This is a genomic window from Duncaniella dubosii (genome assembly GCF_004803915.1).
GTDB lineage: Bacteria > Bacteroidota > Bacteroidia > Bacteroidales > Muribaculaceae > Duncaniella > Duncaniella dubosii.
This window is the reverse complement of sequence record NZ_CP039396.1, coordinates 3070228-3089072: the sequence shown is the minus strand read 5'-3', so window position 1 is coordinate 3089072 and position 18845 is coordinate 3070228. Positions and strand designations below refer to the sequence as shown.

Genomic DNA, 18845 nt, shown 5'->3' with positions numbered 1-18845 from the left:
GCCATTGGGCTATTGTAAAAATTTCTGATAAAAGTAGGCATCGGTGTATCTGTTGGCGAGGCGGAGCCATGAGCGTAGGCGGCCACTTATACTGTATCCGGCCTTTTCGAATAATCCGCGTGAGGCTGTATTATCGGCACTGACGATAGAATGAAGCTGGTGAAGCGAATAGACTTCACGACAGTAACGCGACGTGAGTTCAAGTGCCCGCAGGCCGTAGCCCTGTCGCTGATAGGGCGCGGCAATCAGTATTCCAACCCCGCAGCGCGAATTAGCAGCGTCGAAATCAAACAGATCGAGCGTCCCGATTGTCACCCGGCTGTCAGGATTGTCACAATCAGGGTGAAGGTCAATCATAAGCCGGAGCTGCTTGGCGCTAAAAATGTCTCCATCGTAGTTGTTGACATAGTCCCATAATTGTTTCTGGGAGTAGGGTGCAAGTGTCACTCCGGCGCTCCATAGACCGGGATCGTTCTCCCAGTGATAGAGTGTATCGACATCGATAGGCTCTAATGCCCGTAAAGAAATTATTCCGTCGCTTAGCATACAGTGCTTATGTCTGGTTAATAAAATTGTCCCGCAAGCGTATCAAAAATGCGCGCTTACGGGACATTTATATGAAATCTTGGTTATAGACCTTCTTCGTTAAGGAAGCGTTCGGCATCAAGGGCAGCTTTGCACCCCATTCCTGCAGCGCAGATTGCTTGACGGTAGGTCGGATCGGCGACATCGCCGGCAGCGAATACTCCGGGAACGTTAGTCTGCGTGCCTGAGCCTTTGACTTTTATGTAACCAGCCGCATCGCAGTCAATGTATTGGCGGAACACTTCGGTGTTCGGATTGTGTCCTATGGCAAGGAAGAAGCCGTCAAGAGCGAGGTCGTAGTGCTGCTCGTTGCTTGTGCCCACGTTCTCCACGAGATGTGCGCCTTCAAGATACTCTTCGCCATAAAGTCCTGTGGTGTTCGTGTTAAAAAGAACCTTTATGTTGCTCTTGTTCAACACTCTTTCCTGCATCACTTTTGACGCGCGCAGATGAGGCTTGCGCACGATGAGGAACACATCCGATGCAAGGTTGCTGAGATAGAGCGCTTCCTCGCATGCTGTGTCACCTCCTCCGACCACAGCCACGCGCTTTTTGCGGTAGAAAAATCCGTCACATGTCGCACAGGCCGATACTCCGAGACCTGAGTACTTCTGTTCGTCAGGAAGTCCGAGATAACGTGCCGACGCTCCAGTAGATATAATGACAGTGTTTGCTTCAATCTCAAGTCCGTTGTTTGTCTTTGCCTTGAACGGACGGGTCGAGAAGTCTACTTCGGTCACGAGGCCGGTGCGTATGTCTGCTCCGAATTTCAACGCCTGAGTCCTGATGTCTTCCATCAGTTGAGGTCCGGTGATGCCGTTAGGCTGTCCGGGGAAATTTTCTACTTCAGTGGTGATAGTGAGTTGTCCGCCGGGCTGCATGCCTTCGATGACGAGCGGTGATATGTTTGCACGCGATGCGTAGATAGCTGCTGTATAGCCTGCAGGGCCTGAGCCGATAATTAGGCAGCGGGTTTTGATTTCAGCCATAATTCTTTAATGCTTTTGCTTAGGTATTGTTATATTAAAATATGATTTAGAGGTTTTGACATAAAACACGTTCATATAACGCTTCGGAACATCGGCTTGTCTTTCTATTTTCGAAAAGTTAACATTTCAGTTCCGTTTTTAGTGGATATCATCGGAGATCGACAACAGGAATCCCCTGATATTTCTTTGAATCGAATCGGAAATCGGAGACAGGAAGCGCATTGCCGGTAGAAACAGACTTGATGTTGATTGTCACGACGCGGCGGTTGCTCAGTGTCAGTTCTATTGAAGTAGGGTAGAGTGTCGAAGCCGACAGAGTAAGAACCACATTCTTTATGTCGTTTTTCTGTTTCAATGCTGTAAGCTTTATTCTTTTCTCCGTCGATGGAGATTTAAGTAAAGTAGCCTTATAAAGCTTACGGAAAGAATTGATGATGGCAAACGGATTGACTTGCTGAAGTTCTTCAGGAGTAGGCTCTGTGATGTTCACCTCTCCTGTCTGCGTGGAATATGTCCACTGTGTCTTCCCGTCATACCAAGATGAAATTTGTGGCGAAGATATCGTGAAGCGGTCGCCGGATATTGTGAGAGTGCCGTTTTGCTTATGTCCGTCAGCCGTGATGGTATATGAGGCGTTAAGAGATTTCGACATCTTTACTTTCTCGGCGGCCTTGTCGAGTATAGAGGTCGCGGTTTCAGCCGCATTGCATGTCAGAATCATTACGACAAGCATTGCCAGCAAAGAAAATAGACGTTTGCGGATTATCATGTTCATTTGTGGTTGATTGGATTTTTGTCTGGTTATCAGTTGTTTTCAAGAATCCGTTCAAGTGTCATCGGGTCGACAAGAACCTGACGCGGTTTACCACCCTGAGAGGGGCCTACGATACCGGCGGCTTCCATCTGGTCCATTATTTTGCCAGCACGGTTATAACCGATTGAGTAACGGCGCTGTAACGATGATGTCGATGCCGTGTCGGTTGTGACGACAAGGCGCGCGCATTCGTCAAAGAGCGGGTCACGGTCACCGACGGAAGCGAGTTTGCCCGCATCTCCTGCCTCAGCGACATATTCAGGCAGCTCGTAGGCCGAGGGATAACCGACCTGTTCATTGATGCTGTCGCAAATGGCGCTTACTTCAGGCGTATCGATGAATGCACACTGTACACGGTCAAGTTTTCCGTTGTTACTGAAAAGCATGTCGCCGCGGCCTATCAGCTGATTTGCTCCGGGACGGTCGATGATTGTACGTGAGTCAACCATCTGGAAAACGCGGAATGCTATACGTCCGGGAAAGTTAGCTTTGATGACACCGGTGATGACATTTGTCGAGGGGCGCTGGGTGGCAAGAATCATGTGTATGCCAACAGCACGAGCCTTTTGTGCTATACGGGCGATAGGAGTTTCGACTTCTTTGCCTGCGGTCATTATGAGGTCGGCAAACTCATCGACTATCACCACGATGTAGGGGAGAAAACGATGGCCTTTCTCCGGGTTGAGATGGCGATGGATGAACTTGTCGTTATACTCCTTGATGTTGCGCATAGAGGCTTCTTTGAGCAACGCATAGCGGTTGTCCATCTCGACACAAAGAGAGTTGAGGGTTGCAACCACTTTCATCGGATCAGTGATGATTGCTTCCTCTTCTTCCGGAAGTTTGGCAAGATAGTGGCGCTCAAGACGTGCATAGAGGCTGAATTCTACCATTTTCGGGTCAATGAGCACGAATTTTAATTCCGCAGGGTGCTTCTTGTAGAGCAATGAGGCGATTATTGCATTAAGTCCTACGGATTTACCCATACCTGTCGCACCAGCGACAAGCAGGTGTGGCATCTTACAGAGATCGGCCATGAAAACCTCATTGCTGATAGTGCGGCCCATTGCCATCGGAAGATCCATGTGGCTGTTGGCAAATGTCGGCGATTCAATTATCGAACGCATTGACACGATCTGTGGGTCTTTGTTAGGAACTTCGATGCCTATAGTGCCTTTCCCGGAATAGGCGCGATAATTCGGATTCCCAGCGCTGCAAGACTGAGAGCGATATCGTCTTCAAGGCGCTTGATTTTAGCGATGCGCACACCCTCGGCCGGTATGATTTCATAAAGCGTGACAGTCGGGCCGACTGTAGCTTCAATTTTTGAAATCGGGATACCGTAGTGGTTGAGTGTGTCGGTGATGCGGATTTTATTCTCTTCCATCTCCTGCGCGTCAACACTCACGCCTGAATTGCTGGACGGGCGCAGGAATTCAATAGATGGGAATTTATAGTGTGAAAGATCGGCACGGGGATCAAAAGGAGCCATATCGGCGACTTCCCGTTGGGCTTTGACCGTTTTGTCTGTTGCAAAAAGAGGCATATCGGCATATTCTTCCTTGTCCTCCTCCTCATCTTCGTTCTTATTGACAAAGAGTGGTGAAAGAGTGCTGGATTCAGTTTTCACTGTGTTCTCAGTGTCGGATTGTCCGGCTTCGTCAACAGTGTTGTCATCGTCCATTACTACAGTCTCGTTAAATTCTCCAACTACTGTCGGAACTTCCGGAGCAGAGTCGCTTTGCGATGGGGCGGGGGTGGATGCGGATGTTTCTTTTGTTTCATCATCCGGCTTAGAGAAAAGGCTTTCTGTTTCCGTAGGCTTTGCGACAGCCTTTGCCACGGCCTGTTTGGGGACAGGCGTTGCCACGCCATAAAGTGGTTGCTGGGGCGCTTGTGGATACAATGGGGCTGCTGAGTCTTTGAGGTCTTGTAGGCGTTGCATCTCCGCTTTTTCGGCCTCTATCCGCTCTTCTTCTGCTATGCGGGCGGCTTCGGCAGCTCTTATAGCTTCTTCCTGAGCTTCACGTTCGCGACGCTCTGCTTCTTCTGCTTCACGTATGCGCTCGCGTTCTGCGCGTCTTTCAGCCTGTCGAGCACGATAAGTTCGGATTCCTTCAGAGATATAGTCGGTTATGTGTCTTAACTCTTTCAGGTAGAGTATGACAACAAGGCCACCCATTATCAGACTTAGGCCGAGTGCACCCCAGAAACCGGTGAATATCATGAGCTTTTCGTTAAGCAGATGCCCGTGTTGACCTCCCCAATAGATAGGAGATGACAATTTATATGTGGCAAATCCGCAAATCACGGATAAAGCGACTGCTGTCAGAAGGCATCGCAATGTCAAAGACCAGAACGGGGGGCGGTATACTTTGAGCATTGATATGCCACACATTGCTATATAATAGATGAGAATGAACGAGCCAATCCCGAGCCATTTGTATATCAGTGTATGTGCCAGCCACGCGCCTAACGGTCCGCCTGCATTTTTTATCATGTCAGGATCGAAGTCTCCGTTGAGCAAGGCGCTTTGATCGTTGCCGATATGTGAAAAATATGACAGCGCTACTATAAGTGAATAGCCAGCCGCGATTACGAATACTATTCCGAGAAACATCACTGTGCGTGAGTCACCGATCAGCCGTAGCGTTCTTGCAAAAGCTGATGGTGATTTCCTCCTTTTACTGTGAGAGCTCTTTACCGAAGCAGTTTTTGGCGCGGCTTCTGAAGCCGTGGCTCTTTGGTAGCCCGGCCCGGCTGCCGGTTCTTCAGGCAATCTGCCTTGATTTGCTGTGGAATCAGGCGCATATTGTGAACTGACTCCGTTAAGCATGGCTTCGGGGTCAAATGTGGTATCGGTATACGATGATTCGTCTATAGGGGAATATTGTGATGGCATAGCTGTAAATGAAGTGTGCCTTTTCAGATGAAAAATGGAAAACAAAATTACAATTTTTATTTCAGAAAAAAAATCTCAGTGCAAAAATCGTCACTTAAAAATAACACTTCGGTGATTTCAATGAACAAACTTTCTTCATTCAAAAAAGCCCGCACCCTGAAAAACAGGATGCGGGCTTTTTAGGATTAATCAGTGTGTGATTTAACGTTTAATAAACTTGTAGTTGCGCACAGTAGTGCCGTCTTCCACAACGAGGATATAGATTCCCTGCCGGAGGTTATCGATAATATCTTCACGGTCGACACCTACTGCTGTACGGATGATACGTCCGCTGAACGCATCAACGACCGTATAGCGGGCATTGGCCGATTCAGAGATTATATCTTCAATTTCAGAAAGGCGGAGGAGCATGTAGTGTGCTTCTACATCGGCTGCCGAAAGCGCCTTCGGATAGATGATGAGCTCATCAATGTCTCCGGCAAATGTACGGTTGCCTGATTCGTCGTCACCTCCGATAAACAACAGTTCTGTCTCGGAGAATTTTATTGCGCCGGTTGCCACACTGTTGGCGCTTGCAATCTCCTTGCCGTCAACATAAAGCTTCATGGTCTTGTCGGCCACACTGCGCACACATGCGATATGATGCCATTTGCCATCGAAAATTTCCGATGCGTCCTCAAGCTTGCAGTCTGTTTTTTTGTTATTGTCGTCAATCGAGAAGCAAAGATATCCGTTCTTGCGTTCGAGCCCGATCCAGTTACCTGTCCCTCCGGGAACATTCGTGGTGTTGTGTGTGCCAATACAGAGGAGATAGCCGTCTTCATCTGTAGAGCGAGCCCACATTTCGATTGAGAAATCGTTCTCACCGACATTTATTGCATCATATATCGGCTGTGTCAGGTAATAGCTATTGTCAAACTGGATTGCGCCTGCTTTTAGTCCATCGACTGAAATAGCCGATCCGCTGTTGACGGTTGCTTCGCCATACGCAAGATTTGGAGTCGTCTCTCCGATTTCATCCATCGGGAAATATGCAATGTATTCTTCGCCTGTGGCTTCGTTGTGTTCCTTGACCTTGCTGGCGCTCATTACTCCACGGTATATTGAGAGCTCGTCAATAAGACCGATGTATGAATTGTCGAAAGCAGTCACGTCTCCGATGACGAGAGGTTCGCCGGGAGAGGAAATGCTTGTGGTCGGGTCGTCACCTTCGGCAACAAGTTCACCGTCGACATACATGAACAGGTGTTTTGCGACAACATCGCGCGACACGACGATGTGATGCCACTGTCCGTCGAAATATTTCTCTGCTCCGGTGACTTCAATCTGTTTCTTGGTCACATTGTCGTCAATGGCAAAACGGAGTTCCTTAGTGCCTTTGTTGTCTTTGTATTCAATGCCATACCAGTTGCCGGAACCGTTTGACGGGGAGATTACGCCTTTATTAAGGAGATAGCAGTTCTTGTCGGACGTAGAGTTCATCCAAAGCTCAATGGTGAACGACTTGTCTCCGAAATCGATAAGTTCGTAATCATCTTGTACATATCTGTTAGATCCATCCAGGCTGAGTGCGCTTCCTTTCTTTCCTTCTGCAGCTTCGCCGGTTTTGCCGTTAAATATCGCTTCTCCTCCGATAAGGTTAGGTGTTGTTTCTCCGATTTTATCGAAAGGATAATAGGCGACAAGTTCAATCGACGTGTTCTGGCGCACATTGATTGAGCCTTCAAGAGTTGCGTTAGTATCCTCTGCTGCACCTGTGGTGGAGATGGTGAAAGAATACTCGCCCACGGCCGTAGGAGTTCCGCTTATTGTGCCGGTTAAGGTGGCCGGATCGAAGTCGTAGCCTAAACCTTCGGGCAGTCCCTTGATTTCCACTCCTGTTGCACGTACAACCTTGAACTGGATAGGCTGGATAGGGTCACCGGCATAGATGACCTGACTTAGCGAGCCTGATATGATTGAAAGAGCTCCATGAGTGTTGAATGCTTCTTCAAGGTTGTAGCTGAGGTGGGGAGGCTGGTTGTATGCCACGTTTTGCCATGCTACTGCCACTCTATATTGGCGGTCCTGCATAAGAGTCGGGACTTTGTAGTCTGTCGGAATAGTAGTGGTGAATATCAGCAGGTCGGACTCGGTAGAGCTGTCGTGGAGTATTATTTCCTCGCGCCAGTCACCGAAAAGGTCTGCCTGAAGGTTAGGAGTCGCCTTGGTCGAGTTGCATGATGCAGCGTTGGAATACTGGCTGAAGTTGACAAGGGTGTTTATTTTTGTGATTGCATCGTTCGGCTTGCTGACTGTTGTTCCGTCGAGAAGCTCATCGAGAAGATCTCCGTCCCAATAAACGCGGAAGTTTACCGACGGACGTTTTGCCGAAAGTTCTTGTCCGTTGCTGAACACCTTGTTTGTAGAAGACCAGTACTCGTAGCCGCGATATTTTGACGAAATGTTTGCCGCAAGCCCACGTCCGATATCTTTGCCTGACTGTGGCTCGAAGAACAATATCTCACCAGTCTTCGCATCGCGTAGCTCCGTATCATATTTATAGCTGCTTGAGGTCTCTTCGTGCGGCATGAATACTTGCAGTCCTTCACGGTCAGGAAGCATGTGGGTGAGATGAAGCGCATCGCCGTGACCGGCTCCAGTCCGATAGAGGAGCGATCCGTCATGATCGACACATGCAGCTCCGTAGACTATTTCATCAAAGCCGTCGCCGTCAACGTCGCCGATTGTCAGAGAGTGAGCGCCTTCACCGTATGCGCCTTTGCCTTTCTCGGTTGACGCATGGAGCCATCGTTCCTTGAGTTCCTTGCCATCGAAATCGACAGCCCACAGATATGCATGAGTGTAGTATCCACGACAGAAAACCGCGCTTGGTTTCTTCCCGTCAAGATAGGCTACACCTGCAAGATAGCGCTCTGAACGGCCGCCGTATGAATCGCCCCAGCCGTTTGTCGTTTTGTCAAATGGATGTATATTACGAGGCGGGTTGTATGCGATGGTGTGTATTGCTTCGCCCGTCTTTCCGGAAAATACAGTCAGGTATTCAGGGCCTGTGAGAATGTGGCCTGTCGAATTTCGATAATCTGCATCGGCCTTGTCTTCTCCCATAAGCACGGCTGTGCCTTTGCCGTCGATTGTGCCGGGAGCGGTTTTGCAAATCATTTCCGCGCATCCGTCTCCGTCGAAGTCATAGACCATGAATTGGGTATAATGGTTGCCTGAACGGATGTTCTGACCAAGGTCAATTCGCCATAATTGCGTGCCGTCAAGTTTGTAGCAATCGATTATGGTATTGCCTGTATAACGGTAGAAGGAATTGTCTGCTGCATTTGTCGGATGCCATTTGACAATAAGTTCCCATTCGCCATCGCCATCCACATCACCGACCGATACGTCGTCTGGTGTGTATGTGTAATCGCGTTGTTCGTGAGTTCCGCCAGCAGGCGATTTCCCACCTTCCGGCCGGTTTAGATGCACTTTGCGATATGGGGTTTCCCATACGGTAATTTCCGATGAAGTTTCCGAAATCTGATCGTTGAGCAGCGACTTTATTGTATATTTTGATGCCGCTGTCCCTTCTGCATCGGTGATGTTGGTTTTGTTCTTTATTGGGGCATCGTTGATCTTCACTCCGTCGCGATAAACATCGAATGTCATGTCTTTGTCGTCGCTAACGAGGGAACGCCATGAAACGAAAACACCTCCATCAGTCTTGACGGCTACTACTCCTCTGTCAAGTTTCTCAGCTTGAATCTGATGGGAGTACTGGGCTGATAATGTCAGCGATCCCAGTAAGGCCATGCAAGAAATAAAAGTTTTTTTCATGCTAAATTTAAAGTGGAATTGGTTGATTTATAGTTGAACTGTTTGTATCGGAATCTTCGTGTCCAATCACGACTGGTAGTGACTGACTTGTTGTATTTCATGCGGTATTTTATGCATAAAACGTGATGGTATTATGTTACAAAAGTAATGAATTTTGAGCAAAAATACAAATCAGTTTATATGAACGAACCTAAATTGATGACAAATGTTAATCTTATACAAACATATGAGAAATCATAGACAATCCAATTCATATTCATTGAAATAACAACTTAATTAAATCTACTTGATATCTGTATGAAAAAAATAGGCATATTCTATGGTTCCACCACCGGAACAACTCTTGAAGTCGCTCAGGAAATAGCGAAGTGTCTGGATGTAAAGCCAGAGGATGTCCATGACGTTGCATCGGTCTCTCCATCGTCTGTCGCTGGCTATGACATGGTGATTCTTGGTGCGAGCACATGGGGAGCCGGTGACCTTCAGGAAGACATGGCTACATTTATTGACGGGTTGCAGGCGTTGGATCTCGAAAACAAAGAAGTCGCAATATTCGGTTGCGGTGACGAGTCGATGTCAGACACGTTCTGTAATTCGGTAGGGGAGATTTATCATCGGCTGCATGACACGCATGCTATGTTTATCGCTCCATTTAACAATGATGGTTATAATTATCAGCATTCTGACAGTAATGTGCATGGTCTGATAGTCGGACTTTGCATAGATAATGTGAATCATCCGGAAATGACGTCCGACCGTGTAAAAAAATGGTGCGATGTCATAAAAGAGGAAATTGTTTAAAGAATTGTGTTATAAAATGTGAAAAATATTTGACCGTATAAAAATTAATTCATAAATTTGCACCTCAAAATGTGGAATAACGAAAAAATAAACATATACGGCAATGAAAAGAACATTTCAACCTTCTAACAGAAAGAGAGTTAACAAGCACGGATTCCGTGCACGTATGTCTACCCCCGATGGTCGTAAGGTCCTCGCTCGTCGTCGCGCTAAAGGCCGCGCTCGTCTGACCGTTTCAGATTCAATCGCAGGTAAGTAATTATCTCTTTCTTAAATCGAAAGATTTTTAGCCCGGCAGAATTTCTGTCGGGCTTGATTGGTTAATAGTTATTCATATTATGCCGATAGATTGATGACGCGGCGAATAGTCTCGTTTATATGATTTTATTATTTGCTGATTGATGTCTGTCTTTAGTATAAAAAATATCGGAGTCAGCCGATTCAATCGGCTGACTCCGATATTTTTTATTGATATGTTCGGGTTATCAGAAAAGATATGCGAGAGAGATGGTCCAATAACGGTTCTTGCCCTCGATTCCGGCATTATTCTCTAAGTCTGAAAAAGTTTTCACAGCTTTTGTCAGGCCAAGTCCATAGCGGGCATTAAGATCGATATGGCTTAAGAGCTGCACACCGAAGCCAAAGTTCAGAGCCCAGTCGACAGACTTATTCTTATAGGCTTCAGAAATGTTGCGGCGGCTTGTGAGGAACGATACGCTCGGACCGACACCGAGATAGGGTATTAGCACCTTGCTCACGATAGGAAGCGAAAATTTATATTTGAGATTCAAGGGAATCTCGATATAGTCGCGGTTGTCTTTTGAAAGCTCGTTTTCTCGGAGGAATTTTGTGTTGCGGCGGACATACATTGCCGAGATATCGGCTGCGATGCCGACTACAGGCACTGTGAATTCGCCCATGACACCTGCAGTCCATCCTGTTTGATTGTCTGCGTCAACAACGCTTTTGTTAAAGTGCATGTCATTTACTGTAAGACCGACTTTCGGTCCGAATTTAAACTGAGCGTGAGCGGGGAGTGTTGACGCTCCGACAATCATCAGGAGTGTAAGCATCAATGCTTTGATTGTTTTCATAAAATAAAAATAATTAATAGTGATAGTTAAAAAATAATTACAACATTCACCCGTATGCGTGGCGGAAATGTCACGCATACGGGCGAGATTAGTTCAATATGTCGTTTGACTGACGGTCGGTTAGTCTTCAAATTCTATCAGTGGAACATCATTGCCGACTTGTTCGTCAAGATTGACAAGCACACGTTTCACGATGCCTTCAATATCTGATTCGATGTCATTTTCCATTTTCATGGCTTCGTAAACAAGCACCGTGTCGCCCTTTTTGACCTTTTGTCCCGGTTTAACCTTTATGTCAACTATGCGTCCACACATCGGAGCGGAAATGACAGGGCCTGTGATTGGATCTGACTCGACGATAGTCTCTTCTTTGATTTCTACAGGAGCTTTTGTCGCTTCTTCGGCCTTGAATTCCTCCTCGCGGCGACGACGTAGGAAGCCCTTTGCTACAGCAGGAAGAAGTTCAAGCAACAGATATTCTTCTTTGTTTGAAGCAAGTTGTTTGCCGCCAAGCTCGGGAAGAGTGGGATTTTCTGGCTTGGAGTATTTGCTGACATCATAAGGGCATTCTTCAGGGCTGCCGGTTATTTTTTCACGGAAAGCAGGATCGATTGCTACAGGTGTATGTCCGTATTCTCCTTTGACAAGAGAAATGAACTGGTTTGACTTGTTTGTGTAGTCAGGCTTGCCGTTTTTGCGGTCAAGTGCGACAAGGACAGCCTGATTTCCTACAATCTGGCTTGTCGGTGTTACAAGAGGAATCAAGCCTGCGTCGCGGCGTACCATCGGAATGAGCCGCATTGCATCCTCAAGGAGATCTTCACTTTTAAGCTCGCGGAGCTGTGCCACCATGTTGGAGTACATTCCACCTGGGACTTCTGCGGTTTTGACAAGCTCGTTTGGCTTCGGGAATCCGAAATAGGCTTCAATTTTGTGGCATGCGTCCAGAAGGGCAATTTCGTCGCCTGCTTTTGCAAAATCAATTGCGCTGTCGAAAAGGGCAAGTATTTCTGGCGGCAGCTGATCCTTGAGCGGATCGAACGGACGCTGCATGTCGTCTTTGTGCAGATCGAATTGTGCGAGGTTCTTTCGTGCGTCAAGAAGTTCATTGCGTATGCGTCCGACGGCTTCCATATTGACTTCAACCTCTACGCCCATGCGTTGGCAGAAAATCCATATCAGCTCTATGGCTGGTGCGGCAGAACCTCCGCCGAACCACCAGATGTTTGTGTCAAGAATGTCGACACCGTTGATAATGGCCATTAATGAGGATGCGAGTCCATAGCCGGGGGTGCAGTGGGTGTGGAAGTCCACAGGTACTTTCACTTCGCGTTTGAGAGCCGATATGATTGAAGCGGCTCTGCTTGGGTTGACAAGACCGGCCATGTCTTTGAGGGTTATTATCTTTGCGCCGAGGGCTTCCATCTGGCGTGCCTTGTCGACGAAATATTCGTCTGTGAAAATCTTTTCAGGCGCTGGTTTCCCTGAGAACATCGATTTGAGTTTGCCGAAGAAACCGCCTTCTTCTGCCGGTGCTTCCTGTTTTGGATCGACAGTATAGCATACTGCGCCATCTGCGATACCTCCAAGGCGATTGATAAGCTTGATGGATTCCTTTACATTGTCTATGTCGTTTAGTGCGTCAAATATGCGCATCACATTTAGTCCGTTGGCTATTGCCTCTTTGTAAAATCCTTCGAGAACCGAATCGGGATAAGGCACGTAGCCGAACAGGTTGCGGCCGCGCGAAAGTGCTGAAAGAAGAGCCTTTGGATGCTCGCTCTTCGAATCCATTGCTTTTGAGAAGGTGCGCAGGCGATTCCACGGGGATTCGTCAAGATAACGCATCACGGAGTCGGGGACAGCTCCGCCCCAGACTTCCATGATGTAGAAGTTCGCATCTTCATAGAAGGGGAGAAGCTTGTTGATAGTCTCCTGATTCATTCTGGTTGCAAAGAGTGACTGCTGTCCGTCGCGCAACGTAAGGTCGCGGATTTTGAGTTTTGGTCGTGTCATAGCAATGTGACAATTTACGTTATTGTGGAATTTTGTCGGCAGACGGGATGGTCAGGTTGGCCTTCAGGCTGTCGTTTCGTTCGCAAATATAAATGATTTTGTTTAATTAAAGAAAAATTTCCTTAATTATTTTAGGAATGGATTCGATTTTTTCTCGTTGCCTATTGTCGTTTCTCCACCGTGGCCTGATAATACTACTGTCGAGTCCGGGAGTGTCAGCAATTTGCGTCTGATTGCATCTGCAAGAGTGGCATAATCTCCTTTTGGAAGATCTGTCCGCCCCATAGATCCGGGGAAAAGAGTGTCGCCGGTGATGACGAAATTGGACTCAGGGCAATAAAGGGCTATTCCACCCGGAGAATGCCCCGGAACACCGAGCACTTCCATACGCTCTTTCCCGAGGAATAGGGTATCGCCGTCATGAAGCTCTACATCGATGCCTTGTGGCGTAAGTGACATTCGGAGTCCGAAAAGGGCTGATTGTTCCGGCAGCGTATTTGCCAGAAAGGCATCGGCCGGATGGGCCTTGATTTCAAGCCCGTATTTCTCTTTTATATATGTATTGCCGAAAATATGATCAAGATGAGAATGCGTGTTGATGAGTTGTGTGGCTTTAAGCCCTCTGCTTTCGATGAATCCGTCGAGTGCATTGCGCTCTCTTTCATCAATCATTCCCGGATCAATGATGGCGGCCTCTAAGGATTCGGGATCCCATACGACATAGGTATTTACCCCGAACATGTTGAATACAAATCTGCTTACTTTCATAGCTTTACATAAATTAAGTCTTTGGTTTTGAAATATTCTTCCGTGAAATAATCACTTAGGGGTACATCAATCAGCGGGCGTTTTACGCGCCCGAGTTCGCTTGACAGTTCCCCGCCCTTTAGGCATATAAGGCCGTTGGGTAATTTGTTGCGGCCTTGCTGTGATATGTTGCGGACAGAGATTTTGACGAGCTCGTCGAGCTGCATTACAGCGCGGGATATAACATAGTCGGCTTTCAGTTTGCATTCGCCCATGTCGCCGTGCTGAAAAGTCACATTGTCAAGCCCAAGCGCGTCGGCTATTGCTGCCGCTACTTTTATTTTCTTTCCTATGCGGTCTATGAGATGAAATTTGCACCCGGGCCAGAATATTGCAAGAGGAATGCCGGGAAAGCCTCCGCCTGTACCAAGGTCAATCATCTGTGTCCCGTCGACAGGAGTTACGAATTTGGCTATCGCAAGCGAGTGAAGTATGTGGTGGCTGTAGAGATTGTCAATGTCTTTTCGTGAAATAACATTGATTTTGTCGTTCCATTCGGGATATAGATGGCCGAGGGCTTTGAATCGTTCAATCTGCTCGGAGGAGAGGTCGGGAAAATATTTCAGTATTTCGTCCATGAATTATTTGGCCGTTAGGATAGATAAAATTAACAAAGATACATGGTCGGATGTTTAGATATTACATGACGACTATGTTTTGCTCAATTGCCTCCGGGAATAATCCTTCCGGTTGCTGTGCAGCTGCAAAATTATAGGTAATTTGTGAGATATTTGTTAAATTTGCCAAAAAAAAATATATAAATTCGCCCTTTTTATATAAGATACGATGCTAAAAATCGGAAAATACAATTCTCTTCAGGTTGCGCGCAATGTTGATTTCGGCGCATATCTGGCTGACAGAGACGGAAATGAAGTCCTTCTGCCGGCTCGTTACATATCTATGCCCCTTCAGCCGGGGGATGAAATGGAGGTCTTTGTCTATAAGGATTCTGAGGATCGGCCTGTTGCAACAACCGAACGTCCTTTTGCCGAAGTCGGAGAGTTCGCCTATCTTCAGGTGACGCAGGTCAACAATACGGGGGCGTTCCTCGACTGGGATTGATTGGCAAAGAACTGCTCGTGCCTTATAGTGAGCAGAAAATGAAACTCACCAGAGGCATGGTGGTGCTTGTTTATGTCTATCTCGACAATGCTTCGCAGCGCGTGGTGGCATCTGCTAAAATAGAGAAGTTTATTGGGAATCGTTTCCCGCACTATAGGCTTGGCGAAAAAGTGGAGGCGCTCGTTTACAAGCGTACGGAGCTGGGCTATAAGGCTATAGTCAATAACCTTTTTCATGGAATGGTCTATGAGAATGAACTCTATGCTCCGCTTGAAATCGGGAAAGTGATTCCGGCATATGTCAAACAGGTCAGGGACGATGGCAAGATAGATCTCGTACTTAGTGGAGGTGATGACGGCCGGGTCGATGCGCTTATGGATAAGATTGTCAGGCGTCTTGAAGATCAGCCGGAGTGTTTTTTGCCGATTTCAGATTCGGCATCACCTGAAACTATACGTGCCACATTTCAGTGTTCGAAGAAAGATTTTAAGAAAGCCATCGGTCATCTCTACCGTCAGCGTAAAATTCTCATAACAGACGGTGGAATCCGTCTTGTCGTATAAGCGAACTTTATATCGCATCAGGAGCGGTCATTATAAACAAAGGCGCGGATCCGGTTATCGAATCCGCGCCTTTGTTTATAATGACCGTAGTTTTTATTTGGATATCTCATCAAATTCCATGGATGCAAGTTCCCAAAGCGACATGGCGTTTTCGAGCTGCTTAGTGGTTGAGGCATGCCGGTCATAGATATCGGCCGGTGGATTGCCTTCTGCGATGATCGATTCGATTTCGGAGATTTCCTGCTCGAGGCGACCTATCTCGGCTTCAGCCTCATCAACTTTTTTACGCGCTTTGCGGACGCGCTTTTCGCGTTCGCGTTGTTCCGCATACGAAAGTTTTTTTGCAGGAGCCGGTGTGTCTGTTTTATTCGATTCGGTTTGGCCTTTTGCAGAGGTCTGCGGCTCTTTTGTGTTATTTGAATCTGTCAAGGGTCGGATGGTGTTTCGTTCAAGCTCAGTGAGTGAGGCCAGCTTTTTCTTTTCGAGGAATTCATAGATTCCGCCAAGGCATTCTTTCACTTGACCGCCTCCGAATTCATAGACTTTCTCGACGAGACCGTCAAGAAATTCTCGGTCATGGCTGACAACGATGACTGTGCCGTTGAAATCCTTGATGGCTTGCTTGAGGATGTCTTTGGTTTTCATGTCAAGATGGTTGGTCGGCTCGTCGAGAATGAGAAGGTTGACAGGTTCAAGCAAGAGTCTTATCATTGCCAGTCGCGTCTTCTCGCCGCCTGAAAGCACTTTGACTTTTTTATCGGAGGCTTCGCCGCCAAACATGAATGCTCCGAGTATATCGCGGATTTTTGTCCGTATGTCGCCGATGGCTACGCGGTCGATGGTGTCAAAAACAGTCAGTTCGCCGTCAAGCAGCGTGGCCTGATTTTGTGCAAAGTAGCCGATTTTGACATTGTGGCCGATTTTGAGTGAGCCTGTAAATGGGATTTCTCCCATGATACATTTTATTAGCGTTGATTTTCCTTCGCCGTTTTTACCAACGAACGCCACTTTTTCGCCACGCTTGATTGTGAAGGTTGCATGGTCGAATACCTGATGTTCGCCGTATGCTTTTCCCACGTTGTCGGCTATCACGGGATAGTCGCCGGAACGCGGGGCGGGAGGAAACTTGAGATTGAGATGCGAAGTGTCTACCTCGTCGACTTCGATGCGTTCTATTTTTGCGAGCTGCTTGATTCGGCTTTGCACTTGCACGCTCTTAGTAGCTTTGTAGCGGAAACGTTCAATGAAATCCTCTGTGTCCTGAATCATTTTTTGCTGGTTCTGATAGGCGCGCATCTGCTGTTCAAGTCGCTCTTGACGCAGGACGAGGTATTTTGAATAGTTGACCGAGTAATCATAGATTTTGCCGAGCGAGATTTCGATAGTGCGGTTTGTGACATTGTCGATGAATGCGCGGTCGTGGCTGACGAGTACAACGGCATTGGCTTTCGTGATTAAGAAGTTTTCAAGCCACTGGATTGATTCGATGTCAAGATGGTTGGTTGGCTCATCGAGCAGCAACACATCCGGACGCCGAAGCAGAATCTTGGCAAGCTCTATGCGCATGCGCCAGCCACCGGAAAATTCCGATGTGGGACGGTTGAAATCGGAACGCAGGAACCCAAGGCCGATAAGGGTCTTTTCCATTTCGGCTTCGAAGTTTTCGCTCTGTTCCATTGCAAGCCGGTCATTGAGATATGTCATAGCTTCTATCAGTTCCTGATATGCGTCCGATTCATAATCGGTGCGGGTTGCGAGCTGATGGTTTATTTCATCAAGACGTGCTTTCATGTCATCGACATGGCTGAACGCACTTCTCACTTCATCGATAACGGTTGATGTATCGCTGACGGTGATATGCTGTGGCAGATAGCCGACGGTTGTGTCGCGTGGCATCGCGACGTTGCCTGAAGTCGGCTTTTGTAATCCTGCTATTATTTTCAGCATGGTCGATTTTCCGGCGCCATTTTTGCCTACGAGGGCAATTTTGTCTTTAGGATTGATGATATAAGATATGTTGTCAAAAAGACATTTTGCGCTGAATTCTACCTTTAGGCTGTTGATTGAAATGCTCATTATTTATGATAGTCTCAATAATTGTTTTTTGTTGTCCCGGGATTGGTATGGTTACATGAAACGGGTCTGCAAAATTACTCAGAATATTGCAGATTGCCAAAATGAGTGCTGTGAACGGTATTACAATCTACTGGTGTTCCTGTAGGCTGCGATTTGAATGTTATCTCATGAAAGGATGGCCGTGGTTCGGATCGGGGATGAATGACTCGTACGTGCAATCATCATAATATACAACGATTCCTGTGACTCTTTTGCCTTTGCCTGACGACTTGGGTAGGGGTGGTGTTGGTTTGGCGGCTTCTGTCTCGTCGCTGATAGCTTGTGTAAACTCTAATGGTTCGGCAGGGCTGTCTGCCGGACTTGCAAATGTGAATGTGTTGGTCGATGTAGGCTCGGATTTTTTTTCTGAAACTTCATCCTGCAAATTTTCATTAAAGTCTAGGGTGAAGTCAATTGTTTGTGTATCAGGCGAATCGTTGCTGTAAGACTCGGTTTTTGCCGTGTTTTGGGGCTCTGAGATTTCAATATTTGCATTGTTCACCATATTTCCCTCGCCAAACATCAGCCATACGATGTTAAGGTCGGGGTATGCCAAGTGGATTTTACTTATTATTTCATCGCTGACCTTTTTATTGCGTCCTGCAAGTAGCTGACTGCCTGTGGGGCGGGGAATAGCGCATTCGTCGGCAAATTGCGTGACGCTGATTTGCTTGGAATCGAGATAGCGTTTGAGTCTTGAAACAAGATCCATAATGCAAACTTTTACGGAAATTTGATTTTGTAATTCGATGCAAATGTAATTAATTAATTTGTAAACTCCAAATTTGCAAAAACAAAACCAATGCGATTGTGTATGTAAATTAAGAATGTAAGTGTAAATTCTGTTTTGCAAATAGATGGGGCACTCGACGATTAAGCGTAATTACTGCATCTAAACTTATGCTATAAATAAAAGTAGGTATTGTGTTTTATATTAGATTATTGTGTGGTTGTATAGCCTTTTGAGTGGTTTTAGCTGAAAAAGTAGTCTTACGACATATTTGTAATTTAAGTATTAATTTAGATTAGGTTTATAATTAGCAGATAATTAGCGTTGTGATTTTTTATCTAAAGGATGTTAATGGCTAAAAATGGTGTTTAATTTGCGTATGTAAAACGAATTTTATGTATATTTGCAAAATGAAATAACTACTTGTTTCGGCATGTTTGAAAACAAGAAACCGAATCCATTATCGAGTTTTCATTTGCAAAGTTGAGGATTTGCATTTTTAAATTTCAAAACAGCACTAAATTTTCGAATTTCAAAGATTC

Annotated in this window: 14 protein-coding genes and 2 pseudogenes; 4 read left to right on the top strand and 12 right to left on the bottom strand. The window is 46.6% G+C overall.

The annotated features are described in order from the left end of the window. Positions 1-9 precede the first annotated feature (9 nt). The 6 genes and pseudogenes from E7747_RS13745 to E7747_RS13725 all read right to left on the bottom strand — a co-directional run bounded on the left by E7747_RS13745 (position 10) and on the right by E7747_RS13725 (position 9091). Positions 10-546, bottom strand: coding sequence for a GNAT family N-acetyltransferase (locus E7747_RS13745; RefSeq protein ID WP_136416575.1), 537 nt, complete (start codon positions 544-546; stop codon positions 10-12). Positions 547-629: 83 nt separating this feature from the next. After that, complete coding sequence (gene trxB / locus E7747_RS13740) at positions 630-1574, bottom strand: thioredoxin-disulfide reductase (RefSeq protein WP_123614440.1); 945 nt, start codon at positions 1572-1574, stop codon at positions 630-632. A gap of 148 nt (positions 1575-1722) precedes the next feature. Then, positions 1723-2349 carry a LolA-like putative outer membrane lipoprotein chaperone gene (locus E7747_RS13735; RefSeq protein WP_136416573.1) on the bottom strand — a complete coding sequence of 209 codons (627 nt, stop codon included), beginning with the start codon at positions 2347-2349 and terminating at the stop codon, positions 1723-1725. 29 nt (positions 2350-2378) lie between these two features. Continuing rightward, positions 2379-3886, bottom strand: a pseudogene (locus tag E7747_RS16800) (DNA translocase FtsK); the annotation flags it as partial. Positions 3887-4555: 669 nt separating this feature from the next. After that, positions 4556-5008: pseudogene (locus E7747_RS17075) on the bottom strand (DNA translocase FtsK 4TM domain-containing protein); the annotation flags it as partial. Between the two features lie 483 nt (positions 5009-5491). Further along, entirely contained in the window at positions 5492-9091 is a 3600-nt protein-coding gene (locus E7747_RS13725; protein ID WP_136416572.1) for a rhamnogalacturonan lyase family protein, read from the bottom strand. 321 nt (positions 9092-9412) lie between these two features. Between E7747_RS13725 and E7747_RS13720 the strand changes: the two genes are divergently transcribed. Next, entirely contained in the window at positions 9413-9916 is a 504-nt protein-coding gene (locus tag E7747_RS13720; protein WP_123614436.1) for a flavodoxin, read from the top strand. A 103-nt stretch (positions 9917-10019) separates the two neighbouring features. After that, a complete protein-coding gene (gene rpmH / locus E7747_RS13715) occupies positions 10020-10175 on the top strand; it encodes a 50S ribosomal protein L34 (RefSeq protein ID WP_107031019.1) in 156 nt (51 codons plus the stop codon). A gap of 226 nt (positions 10176-10401) precedes the next feature. Here the strand turns inward: rpmH and E7747_RS13710 are convergent, their stop codons facing one another. From E7747_RS13710 to rsmG, 4 genes are all read right to left on the bottom strand, one after another. Further along, the gene (locus tag E7747_RS13710) at positions 10402-11010 is read right to left on the bottom strand and encodes a porin family protein (protein ID WP_168185353.1); all 609 of its coding nucleotides are present in this window, start codon (positions 11008-11010) and stop codon (positions 10402-10404) included. A 120-nt stretch (positions 11011-11130) separates the two neighbouring features. After that, complete coding sequence (locus tag E7747_RS13705; protein WP_136416570.1) at positions 11131-13026, bottom strand: biotin/lipoyl-containing protein; 1896 nt, start codon at positions 13024-13026, stop codon at positions 11131-11133. Positions 13027-13152: 126 nt separating this feature from the next. Next, a complete protein-coding gene (locus E7747_RS13700; RefSeq protein ID WP_123614433.1) occupies positions 13153-13794 on the bottom strand; it encodes an MBL fold metallo-hydrolase in 642 nt (213 codons plus the stop codon). Next, entirely contained in the window at positions 13791-14411 is a 621-nt protein-coding gene (rsmG, locus tag E7747_RS13695; protein ID WP_136416568.1) for a 16S rRNA (guanine(527)-N(7))-methyltransferase RsmG, read from the bottom strand. Before rsmG ends, E7747_RS13700 begins: the two co-directional genes overlap by 4 nt. 208 nt (positions 14412-14619) lie before the next feature. Between rsmG and E7747_RS17070 the strand changes: the two genes are divergently transcribed. Beyond that, positions 14620-14895 carry a S1-like domain-containing RNA-binding protein gene (locus E7747_RS17070; RefSeq protein ID WP_228449177.1) on the top strand — a complete coding sequence of 92 codons (276 nt, stop codon included), beginning with the start codon at positions 14620-14622 and terminating at the stop codon, positions 14893-14895. Positions 14896-14933: 38 nt separating this feature from the next. Then, positions 14934-15458, top strand: coding sequence for a S1 RNA-binding domain-containing protein (locus E7747_RS17065; protein WP_228449176.1), 525 nt, complete (start codon positions 14934-14936; stop codon positions 15456-15458). Between the two features lie 93 nt (positions 15459-15551). On the opposite strand, the gene E7747_RS13685 is transcribed toward E7747_RS17065, so the two are convergent. Together E7747_RS13685 and E7747_RS13680 are read right to left on the bottom strand one after the other, a co-directional pair. After that, the gene (locus E7747_RS13685; protein WP_136416566.1) at positions 15552-17534 is read right to left on the bottom strand and encodes an ABC-F family ATP-binding cassette domain-containing protein; all 1983 of its coding nucleotides are present in this window, start codon (positions 17532-17534) and stop codon (positions 15552-15554) included. A gap of 160 nt (positions 17535-17694) precedes the next feature. Continuing rightward, a complete protein-coding gene (locus tag E7747_RS13680; protein ID WP_123614429.1) occupies positions 17695-18285 on the bottom strand; it encodes a helix-turn-helix domain-containing protein in 591 nt (196 codons plus the stop codon). Between the last annotated feature and the right edge of the window lie 560 nt (positions 18286-18845).